Source organism: Tabrizicola sp. (assembly GCF_031377265.1).
Taxonomy (GTDB): Bacteria; Pseudomonadota; Alphaproteobacteria; order Rhodobacterales; family Rhodobacteraceae; genus JAUYQR01.
This window is the reverse complement of sequence record NZ_JANMET010000056.1, coordinates 1-12,418: the sequence shown is the minus strand read 5'-3', so window position 1 is coordinate 12,418 and position 12,418 is coordinate 1. Positions and strand designations below refer to the sequence as shown.

At 63.3% G+C, this 12,418-nt stretch carries 15 protein-coding genes and 1 pseudogene; 1 reads left to right on the top strand and 15 read right to left on the bottom strand.

The features are described 5' to 3' along the window. The 11 genes and pseudogenes from RMO18_RS03240 to RMO18_RS03190 form a co-directional block, all read right to left on the bottom strand. Nucleotides 1-1,026: pseudogene (locus tag RMO18_RS03240) on the bottom strand (oxidoreductase); the annotation flags it as partial. Nucleotides 1,027-1,141: 115 nt separating this feature from the next. Then, nucleotides 1,142-2,599: an aldehyde dehydrogenase family protein gene (locus tag RMO18_RS03235; RefSeq protein WP_309663889.1), complete on the bottom strand. Its 1,458-nt coding sequence runs from the start codon at nucleotides 2,597-2,599 to the stop codon at nucleotides 1,142-1,144. 81 nt (nucleotides 2,600-2,680) lie between these two features. Continuing rightward, nucleotides 2,681-3,280 carry a GNAT family N-acetyltransferase gene (locus RMO18_RS03230; protein WP_309663888.1) on the bottom strand — a complete coding sequence of 200 codons (600 nt, stop codon included), beginning with the start codon at nucleotides 3,278-3,280 and terminating at the stop codon, nucleotides 2,681-2,683. Beyond that, nucleotides 3,271-4,101 carry a molybdopterin guanine dinucleotide synthesis gene (locus RMO18_RS03225; protein ID WP_309663887.1) on the bottom strand — a complete coding sequence of 277 codons (831 nt, stop codon included), beginning with the start codon at nucleotides 4,099-4,101 and terminating at the stop codon, nucleotides 3,271-3,273. The genes RMO18_RS03230 and RMO18_RS03225 overlap by 10 nt, the downstream gene beginning before the upstream one ends. Beyond that, nucleotides 4,088-4,588, bottom strand: coding sequence for a molybdopterin-guanine dinucleotide biosynthesis protein B (mobB, locus tag RMO18_RS03220; RefSeq protein WP_309663886.1), 501 nt, complete (start codon nucleotides 4,586-4,588; stop codon nucleotides 4,088-4,090). The genes RMO18_RS03225 and mobB overlap by 14 nt, the downstream gene beginning before the upstream one ends. After that, the gene (gene mobA, locus RMO18_RS03215; protein ID WP_309663885.1) at nucleotides 4,585-5,169 is read right to left on the bottom strand and encodes a molybdenum cofactor guanylyltransferase MobA; all 585 of its coding nucleotides are present in this window, start codon (nucleotides 5,167-5,169) and stop codon (nucleotides 4,585-4,587) included. The genes mobB and mobA overlap by 4 nt, the downstream gene beginning before the upstream one ends. A 55-nt stretch (nucleotides 5,170-5,224) precedes the next feature. Then, nucleotides 5,225-5,833 (bottom strand): hypothetical protein, encoded by a 609-nt coding sequence (locus RMO18_RS03210; RefSeq protein WP_405053994.1) that lies wholly within the window; start codon nucleotides 5,831-5,833, stop codon nucleotides 5,225-5,227. A 28-nt stretch (nucleotides 5,834-5,861) separates the two neighbouring features. After that, nucleotides 5,862-6,011 carry an aa3-type cytochrome c oxidase subunit IV gene (locus tag RMO18_RS03205; RefSeq protein ID WP_309663883.1) on the bottom strand — a complete coding sequence of 50 codons (150 nt, stop codon included), beginning with the start codon at nucleotides 6,009-6,011 and terminating at the stop codon, nucleotides 5,862-5,864. A gap of 93 nt (nucleotides 6,012-6,104) precedes the next feature. After that, a complete protein-coding gene (locus RMO18_RS03200; RefSeq protein ID WP_309663882.1) occupies nucleotides 6,105-6,506 on the bottom strand; it encodes a DUF6173 family protein in 402 nt (133 codons plus the stop codon). A 3-nt stretch (nucleotides 6,507-6,509) separates the two neighbouring features. Then, nucleotides 6,510-7,535 carry an MBL fold metallo-hydrolase gene (locus RMO18_RS03195; protein ID WP_309663881.1) on the bottom strand — a complete coding sequence of 342 codons (1,026 nt, stop codon included), beginning with the start codon at nucleotides 7,533-7,535 and terminating at the stop codon, nucleotides 6,510-6,512. Further along, the gene (locus tag RMO18_RS03190; protein ID WP_309663880.1) at nucleotides 7,532-9,235 is read right to left on the bottom strand and encodes an acyl-CoA dehydrogenase; all 1,704 of its coding nucleotides are present in this window, start codon (nucleotides 9,233-9,235) and stop codon (nucleotides 7,532-7,534) included. Before RMO18_RS03190 ends, RMO18_RS03195 begins: the two co-directional genes overlap by 4 nt. Before the next feature lie 117 nt (nucleotides 9,236-9,352). Between RMO18_RS03190 and RMO18_RS03185 the strand changes: the two genes are divergently transcribed. Continuing rightward, on the top strand, nucleotides 9,353-10,297 hold the full coding sequence (locus tag RMO18_RS03185) for an L-threonylcarbamoyladenylate synthase (protein WP_309663879.1): 945 nt from the start codon (nucleotides 9,353-9,355) through the stop codon (nucleotides 10,295-10,297). A 335-nt stretch (nucleotides 10,298-10,632) separates the two neighbouring features. Here the strand turns inward: RMO18_RS03185 and RMO18_RS03180 are convergent, their stop codons facing one another. The 4 genes from RMO18_RS03180 to RMO18_RS03165 all read right to left on the bottom strand — a co-directional run. Further along, entirely contained in the window at nucleotides 10,633-10,863 is a 231-nt protein-coding gene (locus RMO18_RS03180; protein ID WP_309663878.1) for a hypothetical protein, read from the bottom strand. Further along, nucleotides 10,860-11,324, bottom strand: coding sequence for a phage virion morphogenesis protein (locus RMO18_RS03175; protein WP_309663877.1), 465 nt, complete (start codon nucleotides 11,322-11,324; stop codon nucleotides 10,860-10,862). The genes RMO18_RS03180 and RMO18_RS03175 overlap by 4 nt, the downstream gene beginning before the upstream one ends. Beyond that, on the bottom strand, nucleotides 11,321-11,650 hold the full coding sequence (locus RMO18_RS03170; protein ID WP_309663876.1) for a helix-turn-helix domain-containing protein: 330 nt from the start codon (nucleotides 11,648-11,650) through the stop codon (nucleotides 11,321-11,323). Before RMO18_RS03170 ends, RMO18_RS03175 begins: the two co-directional genes overlap by 4 nt. A 135-nt stretch (nucleotides 11,651-11,785) precedes the next feature. Further along, a partial coding sequence (locus tag RMO18_RS03165) for a phage protease (RefSeq protein ID WP_309663875.1) occupies nucleotides 11,786-12,418 on the bottom strand: 633 nt, incomplete at its 5' end.

Genomic DNA, 12,418 nt, shown 5'->3' with positions numbered 1-12,418 from the left:
CATCTGGTTGCACGAAATACACCCCCGTACATCCTCCGCCCGCCCCTCGGCCACCTTCCGCGCCAGATGCGGATCGGCAATCTGCCCCCGCACGATCGACACCAGATCCGCCTCGCCGCTGGCAATGATCGCCTCGCCATTCTCTGGCGTCCGCACCCCCGCCTCCGACGTGACAACCGCATGTTTTACAAGCGCTTTCAGTTGCGCTGTCAGGGGTGTCGTCAGCTTTTCCGCATGGGTAAATGGCGGGATGATCGCCTCGAACTCCAGATAGCTGCCGGAGCCTGCGGTGACGTAGTCTACATGTCCTGTCCGGTCATGCAGATCGATGATTTCACACAAGGATTCCGCCGAAAGCGTCACGTCGTAGCTGGTTGAATAGCTGACCGCCAGCCCCACGATGAACCCTTCGCCGCAGGCGCGCCGCACCCTCTCGATCAGTTCGCGCGAAAACCGGGTACGGTTCTCCAGCGACCCGCCCCAGCGGTCCTGCCGTTTGTTCGACCACGGCGTCCAGAACTGATCCAGCAGCGAATGATAGGCAGCCCAGACCTCCACCCCCTGAAACCCCGCCGCCTTGGCCCTGACCGCCGCCGCCACATGCGCGGCAAGCACCTCCTCGATCTCGGCCTCGGTCATTGCGTGGCTTCCATCGCTGTCGTGGTAGGACGGCCCCCCTGATGGCGACCAATGCGGCGCAAAGCTCAGGTCAGAATCTCCATGTGCGCCAATGTGATACAACTGCTGAAGGATCACTGCCCCCGCCGCGCGCACGTCTTCGGTGATCGTCCGAAACGCCGGAATCACCGCATCATCGGAGTGCAGAAAGTTGCCCCGCGTCAGCACGCCCGTCCGGTGCACCGGCACTGGCTCGGCCACGATCATCGCCGCCCCGCCCAACGCGCGCTCCAGCAGGTATTTGCCAAAACGCGGTCCAGGCAGCCCCTGATCCGACATGTTTGCGGTATGCGCCCCGAACACGATCCGGTTGCGCAAGGTTGCGCCACGCAGCTGTAGCGGAGACATCAGGTGCCGATGTTGGGTCATGGTGGTCCTCGCGTTTGCGGGACCAGCCTAAGCCCTACCACCCTCCCTGCGATAGCAAGGAGGGCGACGGTTGCAGGTCAGAAAACGCCAGTCTCTATTCTGCGGCGATTTCAGCGGTGGAATCCCAACCAGAGATCGCCTTGACCTCAAGGAATTCCTCAATCCCCCAATGCCCGCCCTCGCGCGCCCGGCCTGAGGCCTTGACGCCGCCGAACGGCGCCCCCGCGCCGCGCGATTTGCCGTTCATCTCGACCATCCCGGATTTCAGAACCCGCGCCAGCCGGTTACGCCGCGCGCCATCCTGCGACTGGACATAGTTGGTCAATCCGTAGGGGGTGTTGTTGGCAATCGCCACCGCCTCGGCCTCGGTGTCGAACGGGATGATCGCCAGGACGGGGCCGAAAATCTCTTCCTTTTCAATGGTCATGCCCGGCACCACATCGGCGAAAACCGTCGGGCGAACGTAGAAGCCCTTGTTCACGCCTTCCGGCAGACCGAGACCCCCGGCCACCAGACGCGCGCCTTCATCGATGCCCTTCTGAATATAGCCCTGGATCTGCTCCCACTGCCGCTTGTTCACCACCGGCCCGATATGGGCGCCCGGCTCATGGGCCGACGCGACCTTGATCGACGAGGCCACCGCCGCCGCAATTTCCACCGCCCGGTCATAGGCCGAACGCTCGACCAGCATCCGGCTTGGCGCGTTGCAGGATTGGCCGGAGTTGTTCATCATGTGCCGCACACCGCGTTCCACCGCACGTTCATCGGCATCGGCGAAGATCAGGTTCGCCCCCTTTCCACCCAGTTCCAGGGTGACGCGTTTCAGTGTCTGGGCGGCAGTGACCGAGATCGCCCGGCCCGCGCGTGTGCTGCCGGTGAACGAGATCATCTCGACGTCGGGATGCGCCGAAAGCTGGCTGCCGACCCCGGGCCCGTCGCCGTTCAACAAATTGAACACACCCGCGGGAACCCCCGCATCATGGCAGAACTCGGCGAACAGCAGCGACGACAGCGGCGATTCCTCGGATGGTTTCAGTACGCAGGTGCAGCCTGCCAGCAAAGCCGGAATCACCTTCAGCGTCACTTGGTTCATCGGCCAGTTCCATGGCGTGATCAGCCCGACGACGCCAATAGGTTCAAGCGCGATCCGGTCGTTCGGGGCGTGCGGCCCCAGCGGGCGGACCCATTCGATCTGATCAAACGCAGTCAGGAAGTTCTGCAGATGCCAGGGCAGGCAAGGGGCCTGATCGTCCCGACTCATGTCGATGGGCGCGCCCATTTCAAGGCTGATGGCATGCGCCATCTCTTCCGCCCGCGCTTCATATTGGGCAAGGATTCCTGCCACATAGGCCCGCCTCATTGCAGGTGGCGTGGCCGCCCAGCCCGGCAAAGCTGCCTTGGCTGCGGCAACAGCGGCGTCGGTATCCGCCTGATCCCCAAGCGAAATGATGGCGCAGGTGTCCTCGGTCGATGGATCAATCACCGCACAGTCGCGCGGGGCTGCAGGTGCCACCCAGGCCCCGTTGATATAGAAGTCGCGCTTTGTAAGCATGGCAGCCTCCGAAGGTAAGATTTGATCATATTCTGACAGGCGATGACACCCGGGGCAAGAGAAGGCAGCATTCAAATCGCCTCAGCCCGGCGTTGGCAAGAGTGGTCGGACCATTGTTGTCGAAGAGGCAAAGCCGAAGATGTACTTCAGGGGGCCTAATTGATCCGTCCGGGTGGCGATAAATCCCTCCCGTTCGTACAGGGCGCGGGCGCGCTGGTTGGTGTCAACGACATCAAGCCTGACCGATTGATAGCCACGCAAGCGCGCCTCTTGATACAGCGCCGCCAGCAATGCCGTACCCACGCCTTGCCCGCGGGCACTCGGGGCTACGCAAATGCCATCCAGCAGAAAGCGATCATTGTCCACCTCGCGGTTCAGCGCCCATAGGACCCAGCCACGCCAAAGCCCGCCCCAATTCCCGTAGATGGCCTTCAGATCAGCCCACGATCCGCCGGCAAAACTGGCCTCAGGGCTTTTGAACCCACCCAGGCCCAGCAGCGCGCCAGCCGCATCCACCGCCACAACGCAATGATCGGCGCGGATCACGCGCACGAAGAAAGCCAGCGCCTTCTGGTCGGGGCCCAACACCCGCCCAAGCTTTTCGCCGAACGCAATCCAATACAACCTCGCGGCCTGTTGGCGCAGTGGCTCCGGCAAACCCTTGAGAACGCTCACGCCCATGCCAGCGCCTCGGTCAACAGTGGCGCGTGCCCGGCACCAAGGATCCAGCCTTCCTCGCGGGCGACGTCCGGCACTTCGAACAGTCCCACCAACTGTCCGCCCCGCGACAATCGCCAAAGCGCGCGGGCCAGAAGCCGAACCTGCGCTGCATCCTTGATCCCGCCTTCCCGCGTGACCGCCCCGGCCAGAAGCGAAGGGTAGATTTCCGCCACCATCACCGGGGCGGGAGGATCGAAGGGCCACACCGGCAACCCAAGTCGATGCACCACCGGCAGCCCCATCAAGGATTGCGATCCGACCGAACCGGTGGTGAACAGCTTCCACACCGGCTGGGCGCGCGGGACGACGGTCTCCACCACCCGCCGTTCCGCCAGGCCAAGCGCGTCGTAGCGGGCGGTCTTGCGGGGGGAAAGCCCGGGTTCAACGCAGGTTGACGGGCATCCCCAGAACGGGCCGTTGCCGCCGATCATCCGATTCATTCGTGCTGCCACGGCGAACCGGTTGTTGCGATTGTCCGCCCCGTCTTCAATTGCATCGGCCAACCATTCGCGCACTGCACTGGCCTTGGCTTGCCCGGTCAAGCGTGCGGCAAACCCTTGCGGATAGCCCATCGGGAAATCGAACCCGATCAGCAGCCTGTCACCTTTGGCCAGATGCACATGCAATGCCGCTTCGGCAGCATGGCGGGTGCGGTGGTAGGTGACCGCCTCTCCACTGGCCGAAGCCTCACCGATCCAGATCGCGTCAGCCGAGGGTCTGGCTGGCGACGGCGTGCCCGCAGCCGACCAATCCACCACGATAACTCGGTCAAAGGGCTGCAAGTCCGACCTCGGCAAGGATGAAATCGGCCACCGCCGAGGTCTCGTTCAGATCAAGCACTGGCACCGAAAGGCCAGTCACTGCCGCATCCGTCACCACCGCCCGCACCAAGGGATCGGCGGGTTGGATCATTGCCTGCCCGGTTTCTGCGCGCCACACCTCCACTTTCGGGTGGGCGTCGCGCTTGTAGCCTTCGACCAGCACCAGATCGACCGGCGCGAGGCGGGCGAGTATGGCAGGTAATTCCGGCTCGGGTCCGCGATGTTCAACCATCAGTGCAAACCGATCGGCCGAGGCAAGCACCACCTCACGCGCACCGGCCGCGCGGTGGCGGAAACTGTCCTTGCCAGGCTGGTCAAGGTCGACCGCATGATGCACGTGCTTGACGGTCGAAACGGTGTATCCGCGCGCCGTGATTTCGGCGACCAGACGTTCCATCAAGCTGGTCTTGCCAGAGTTTTTCCAGCCGATCACCCCGAACACCTTCATGCTGCCCCCCGGATCAAGGCTTCGGCATGGGCCAGATCTTCTGGCGAATTCAGGTTGAGAAATGCCCCAGCGTCGGGAAAATCGGCCCGGATGGCCTGATGTCGGTCGGCAAAAGTGGTCACTTTCGGCTTTTCACCCGAGGCCAGAAACCGGCGCAGGTCTTCGGCCAGCGCAACTGGCCACAGGCCGAACACCGGATGATCCCGCCCGTCGCACCGGGCAACTGCTACGCCAGACCCCGCAGCAAGTGCGAGCCTTGCCGCAAGATCAGCCGGAAGAAACGGCGCGTCCACCGGGGCGGAAACCACCGCCGCAGCGCCATGTGCCGCCGCCCAGTCCAGTGCGGACAAGATGCCTGACAGCGGCCCAAGCGGCACGGAATCCGGCAGTACATCGCAGCCAATATCTCGAAATCGTTGTAGATTACCGTTTGCAGAAATTGCAATGCTGCTGACTTGCGGTGCCAGTCGGGCCAGAACATGTTCGATCAGAGCTGTCCCGTTCAATCGGACAAAGGCCTTGTCCACCCCGCCCATCCGCCGGGCCCCGCCCCCCGCAAGAACAACACCGAGGATGCGCATGACAGAACCCTTTTCAATGCCGCCCGAGGTCGATCACTGATCCTCCGCCAGGCCCTTATTCCAGCGGGTCGCCATTTGCCTGCACCAAAAGCACACCATGATTGCTGTCGTCATCATCGTCGGTGATGGTGCGGGTGGTCACGCCGGGCAGCAGACCAAACGCATCCGACAGTTTCTTTGGATACCACGTCGACGGCAGGCTTTCAAAGCCGGGCACGCCGCGCAGAATGGTAGAGGTTGCATTGGTGCACATTGCTTTCGGCACCGCGCCATAATCTTTCACGCGCTGCAAGACGAGTTCGGCAATCTCAGGCGACACCAGGACCTTCTGTTCGATCACGCGAAACGTCACGCGCGCGTGGTAATCCACGTAGAAGGCGATCATCTTGTCGCTCATTCCGAAGTGCACATCGTTGCGTTCCGGCAAGCGGGGGTGGTGCCAGGTTCCGGCCGGGTCGAAGATCACCCGCTCGGACGCGTTGACCAGAATGGCCGAATGCGCGCCCGAGCCGGAGTTGTTGTTGATCACCGTGTAAAGCGTGATGTAGGTCGGCGGTCCGGCCACGAACCGCGCTGCCTCTACCTGATCGTCGGGGGCGTAAACTGATACGGCGCCGCAGGAAGACAGGCCCATCAGGGCCACAAGGCAAAGCGCAAAACGCAGCATCCAAACCTCCGGGTTTGCTAAAAAGTCAGCCGTTGACCAGGCCGGCAAAAATCAGAATCAGGATTGCAATTGCAGCAACCCAAGTGGACAGGCGAATGAACCCGTCAAATGTCTTTTCGTGGGCACGGATATCCATCGTGCCATGTTCGTGATCGTCTTGCTTGTGATCGGCCATGTGTCCGTGTCCTCTTTTTGGTCGGTCTTTGGTTGCGCATAGCTGATTCACCGGGGCCTGTCACGCGGGACAGCGCGATGCCTCATGCGACAATCACGCCGAAGCATCGCCGGAATCGCCGCCAACCCACCCTGGCGCCAGATGAAACCCGATGCGGCGGGGCGGTTCTTCGGCGGAGACCGACTTTGGCACTGCACGAAGGGTCACCGAAAGCTGGCTGAAATGCTGGATGAGCTGGGTCTTTGCGCCATCTTCGTCACGGCCATAGAAGGTCACGATGTCCGGCTCGAAAAAGCCTAGGCCTTCGATCCGCAGCACGCCCGCCTCGTCCCCGGCAAAGCCCATCGCAATCTCATGGGTGGCGTCCAGCTGGCTTTCAAAATTGCGGATATACAGGATCAGACGGTCATAGGCCCATTCGGCAGGGCTTTTCGGTTTGGCCGCCACCTTGGCCTTTGCCTTTGTAGCGGGTGCCGATGCAGACGCTTTTGCCATCAATCACAGCCTTTCCCACAACCAGGCACCATCTGAACCAAGGGAACGGGAAACCGCGCCACGGCGCAAGAGGCAGTTCAGATGCGCCACCGCCTCGACCAGCGCCAATCCGTGTTCCGCAGTCCCGATGTCCCGCTTGAACAGCGGCGCAAAACACTGAACCGCAGTCCGTGGCGTTGCCAGATGGTCATGCAGGCGCAAAAGGGCGGCATCATGGTTTTCGATCATCTGTACCAACCGGAATGGCAGGCCGGTAAAGGGCAACTTGTGCCCTGGCAGGATCAACTGGTCCTGATGCGCATAGGCCTGAAACAGACGGCAGCTTTGCAGCCATTCGGCAAGCGGATCGGCGTCAGGTTCCGTCGGATAGACGCCAATGTTGGCGGAAATGCCAGGCAATAGCTGATCGCCCCCCAGAACCAGCCCGTCACCCGACCACAGTGTCGCATGGTCCGGCGCGTGGCCGTGCCCTATGCGGACGGTCCAGTCCCGCCCCGCAGCGCGCAACTGCTGGCCTTCTTGCAACCGGGTAAAGCCAACCGGCATCGGGTCTACCACGTCGGAAAAGTTGAACGGGCGCTCGGCCTCCCTGCGGGCCAGATCGGCGGTGCCAACTCCGGCCCGGCGATAGAACTCCATCGACGGCGGCGATGGCCGGTCCTGCACGTCGAGGGTCAGCATCCGGGCATAAAGCCACGCGGTGCGCGTGGCCAAAAGCTCAGCCCCCTGCGCCTGAAACCAGCCGGCAAGCCCGACGTGATCAGGGTGATGGTGGGTCAGGATAACCCGATGCACCGGCCGGCCGGCAAGTGGGCCAATCAGCAGCCGCGCCCAGATGGCTTTGGATTTGCGCGTTGACAGACCGGTATCGACGATTGTCCAGCCGGTGCCATCGTCCAGCGCGTAGATGTTCACATGGTCCAGCGCCATCGGCAGCGGCAGACGCAGCCAGAGCACACCTTCTGCAACCTCTATTGCTTCGCCTTCGTCAGGCGGGGTGGCATGGGGAAAGCGGACGCCATCTGTCATGCAGCCAGGTCGTCCGCCGACACGGAATAAAGTCCGGCAGCCCCCTCGCGGGTTTGCGCCAACAGCCCGATATGCGCTGGCAGCAGCCGCATGATCATCACCCGCGTCAAAGCCAGGCGCGCCGGATCAACCATGGCAGCCTTCAGATGCGCATGGCTGCCCAGCACAAGGGCAAAGGCGCGAAGGTATGGCACGGCCCCGGCGAAGCGGTCGTTCAACGGTTGCGCAAGCAGGGCTTCGGTCGCGTCTCGCAATGCCTCGGCCGCGGTCCAGACGTTGCTTGCAAGGTCTGGCATCGCGTCGCGCGCGGCTTCGGCGCCCTGCTGGACCTCATCAATCAGCCGGAACGCCGCGTCGCCGCCATCGGCCATCTTGCGGGCCACCAGATCCATCGCTTGAATGCCGTTGGTGCCTTCGTAGATCGGCGTGATCCGAACGTCGCGCAGGAATTGCGCGGCGCCGGTTTCTTCGACAAAACCCACGCCGCCATGGATTTGCACCCCTTGCTGCGCCACCTCACAGCCGATGTCGGTGCCAAAGGCCTTGGCGATCGGCGTGAGGAACGCTGCGCGCGCGGCCCAGTCGGGGTCAGTGGTGGCAGTGGCCATGTCCATCGCAACCGCGCAGAACAAGGTGATGGACCGCGCGGCAAAAACCTCGGCGCGCATCGTGGCCAACATCCGGCGTACGTCTGCGTGGTCGATGATTGCGCCGTATCCGGGAACCGGGGTCGGGCCTTGGCGGCGGTCCATTGCATAGGCCAGCGCATGTTGCAGCGCCGCCTCGGCCACACCCACGCCCTGCGCGGCAACGCTGAGCCGGGCATTGTTCATCATCGTGAACATCGCGGCCATTCCCTTGTGCGGTGCACCAACCAGCCAGCCGGTGGCCCCGTCAAACTGCATCACGCAGGTCGGGCTGCCATGCAGGCCAAGTTTGTGCTCCAGACTGACGACTTTCAGCGTATTGCGCAGCCCGGGGTTTCCCGCCGGATCGGGCAGGAACTTTGGCACCATGAACAGACTGATGCCCTTGGTCCCCTCAACCCCGTCGGGCAGCCGCGCCAAAACCAGATGGCAGATGTTGGTCGTAAGGTCGCTGTCGCCCCAGCTGATAAAGATCTTCTGCCCGGTGATGGCATAGCTGCCGTCGCCATTTGGTTCCGCCTTGGTGCGCAGCGCGCCCACATCCGTGCCAGCATGTGGCTCGGTCAGGTTCATTGTGCCCGACCATTCGCCGGAAATCAGTTTTGGCAAATACAATGCCTTCATTTCGTCGCCGGCGTGGTGCTCCAGCGCCTCGATCTGCCCTTTGCTAAGCAGAGGTTTCACATGCAGGGCAAGGCAAGCCCCCGACATCATGTCGTCCACCGCCACGGTCAGCGAAATTGGCAGGCCAAGGCCACCATAAGCTGGGTCTGCGGCCATTCCCACCCAGCCGCCCGTGGCGATCGCCCGATAGCCCGCGTCGTAGCCGGGGGGGGTGACCACGCGACCATTCTCCAACCGCGTCGGGTCCTTGTCGCCAACCCGGTTCAACGGGGCGAGGACTTCGGTGCTGATCCGTGCGGCTTCGGTCAGTATTGCCTCGATCATGTCAGGGGTGGCTTCGGCGAACTGCGGCGTCGCTGCGACCTGATCAAAGTTGACAACGTGGTCCAGAATAAAGCGGTGGTCCTTCAAGGGCGCGCGATAGGGCATTGTCGTCTCTCCGGCGGTGTCGCCTTGGCAAATGTGGGGCTGTCGCGTAAGGACACCCCGAATGCAGGCTACCTTACCATTTTCACCCTACAAGCCGGACGCTACGTCACAAATCGGATGACCGAAACCCTTGAACCGACAGCAACTGGCATTGCGCGTGCTGCCGAGCTTTTGCGGGGCGGGCAGCTGGTCGCTTTTCCCACGGAAACGGTCTACGGGCTTGGCGGGGACGCGCGGTCCGATCTTGCAGTTGCAAGCATTTTTGCGGCCAAAGGGCGCCCGCGCTTCAACCCGTTGATCGTCCACGTCGTGGATCTTGCCGCTGCCGAGGATGTTTGCGTCTTCTCCGACCAGGCCCGCGCCCTGGCTTTGGCGTTCTGGCCCGGCCCCCTGACGTTGGTGCTGCCTGTCCGGGAGGGGTCGTCCTTGTCGCCATTGGTGACGGCGGGTCTGGGTACGGTGGCCGTCCGGGTGCCCGCCCATCCGCTTGCCCAAGCGTTGCTTGCGGCGTTCGGCGGCCCTCTGGCGGCGCCTTCAGCCAATCTGTCAGGTCGGGTTTCACCTACGCGGGCAGAGCATGTGATCGATGGGCTTGCGGGCCGGATTGCGGCAGTGCTGGATGGCGGGCCCTGTACGGTGGGGGTGGAATCCACCATCCTTGCGTTGGATCCGGAGCCGACGCTGCTGCGCCCCGGCGGTCTTCCAGCCGAGGCGTTGGAGGCTGCATGCGGCCGGCCTCTGGCACTGGGCGGGGACGGGCAGAAACCTAGCGCACCGGGGCAGCTCGCCTCGCATTATGCGCCGCTGGCCGGGGTTCGACTGAACGCGGCCGAGGCTGAGGCGGGGGAGGTGCTGGTGGGTTTCGGACCGGTCCGGGGTACGCTCAACCTGTCCTCCACGGGTGATCTGGTCGAGGCGGCGGCGGGTCTGTTTCAGGCCCTGCGCGAGGCGGACCGCCTGGCCGGGCCGGGGGGGCGGATCGCCTTCGCGCCAATCCCGGAGACGGGGCTGGGGCGGGCGATCAATGATCGGCTGCGGCGGGCTGCGGCACCGAGGGATTGATATGTCCACGCGTGGACAAATTTCTGGGCATTTATAATCAATGAGTTACGATGGATCATTCAGGCTTTGTTAAACTTTGACCACGCATTGGTGTGTGGTGTCACATGGTCTGAGTAACCGATGTCAGAAGGTTTGAAGCGGGATCATCTAGGATCACCTGATATCCTGCGATTGGCGCTGGCCGCTGTCGCGCCGGGTTGACCACCATCGGCTGAGGGCAGACATGCTTGTGTGGCGTTCTTTGGGGAAGGCAGCGGCCATCGCAGTGATGATATCGGCGAAGGTCATCGTGTCAATCCGGGCGCGGATGGAGGCTTGCAATTCAGGGTCGGACGCTATGCGGGACGGCTGGCCGGACCGGTGCAGGCGGCGGTGTTCGGCGACCGCAGACATAACCGTGAAGGGGTGTTCAACACCCCTTTGATCGACTGGTTAAGGGCCATTTCAAGGGTCCGGATCGTGCGGGCGTTGGCGGCTTGCAGGTCACCGATCTGGCGGGCGGAATCGCGCGCCTGGTCGATGGCAGTGCGGATTGTCGCGGGGTCGATCTGGGCATGAGCGGTCATTCAACTATTCCCGCTAACCACTCGGTCACAATCTCCAGGATCGTATCCTCTTGCTCTTGGGCAAAGCCAATGTAGGGGCGCGCGGGAATGTCACCCCAGAGGTTCGGAAACTGACCCTTCGTGCCGCCGAATTGCATCATGGCGGCATAGGGCAGGGGCGCTACGAACACCTCCGCGAAGAATGGGCCCCACGCAACGGCAGGGGTTTCTTTAAGTGTGCCTTCCTTCACAAGAATCTCTCTCCCGCTCAAACCTTGCCGGTTGTAGTTTGCGATGGTCACAGGCGATTTGGGAGCCCAGACGTTCCCGTCCGGCCCGCGCTGCTGGGCAAAATTCTGTTTTGTCTCGTTGAGCATGTAGTGTGCGAGGTCGGCCATAAGCGGCGTCGGGTCGTCCAACGACTCCGACAACCGGGTCAGGCCGGGCGTGATCGTGTCCAGGATAATCTCGAACGTGATCATCGCGCTTTGCCTTTCACCCAGCCCCGCACCGTCACGTCTGTCGCGCGAAGGGTGCGGGCGATGTGGGCGGTGGAATGGCCCTGCCAGTGCAGCATCGCAGCGAGCCATGGCTTGGCCAGGGGCACGCGCTTTTGCAGGGCGCGGTGGTCGGACGTGGCGAGCGCCTTCAGGCAATCCGGGCCGATCAGGGCTTCAACCGCGCTGCGCCCTTTCGGATCGGCGGAGAGGTAGAGCTCCGCGCCGCCGAACTGCAAGAGGAACTGCACCGTAAGCTCTGCGCCCAGCATGTCAAAGAACGGCGCGACCTGGGCGGTCGGGCGTGGCATGGGATGGGCGGGCAGCATCATTGATTGGGGGTTTCCTCGGATATCGAAAGCGACCCGCGCCCGCCCGTCTGCCAGGAACCGGACGGGCACGGGGTAAGCGAGGGTGGCGGCGGGGATCGTGCTGCAGTGGGCTCCCTACTCGGTCAGCGAGCCGGGCTTGAGGCCCAGCTGCGAACAGATTGCGTCGGCAAGCTCGCCGCCCTCGGCGTCGCGCCGGGTGCCGGGCGGGGTGCCCGCCGTGTGCGTGACCTTGAAGATGTGGGCGAACTGGGGGACGGAACTGGCGACGAAGCCGTCAAAGCCGGCCTCGTTGGCCATGCAAAGCGCCGTCGCCCAGTCCTTCATTGCCGGGGACAGATGACCGCTGCGCAGTGCCTCTTCCACCTTCTGCCCGGCCCGTTCTTCGGACGCCGTGGCGAGGGAAAGGTTGCGGTCGGACAGCATCGCCTGCACCGTGGCCACCGGGACGAACTTCGCCGGGTCCGGATCAGCGCCCACCTTGGCCTTCAGCTTGGCGAAGAGCTCTTTCGGCGGCGTCTCAGGCGGCAGGCCAAGCAGCTCGGCAATCATCGCCGCGAAGGCGGCAGGGGCCATCGTGTCGCCTTCACCGGGCTTCTGTGCGGTCTTTTGGGGGATCATGTCGGCTTCCTGACTTGCGAGGGCGGTGAGGTGCAGGTTCGGGTTGTGGACAAGGCCCGCGCCCTTCAGCTTGACGATTTGCCGGGTCTTCGGGTGAACGAGGAAGGACGGGCTGAGGAAGCGGTATTC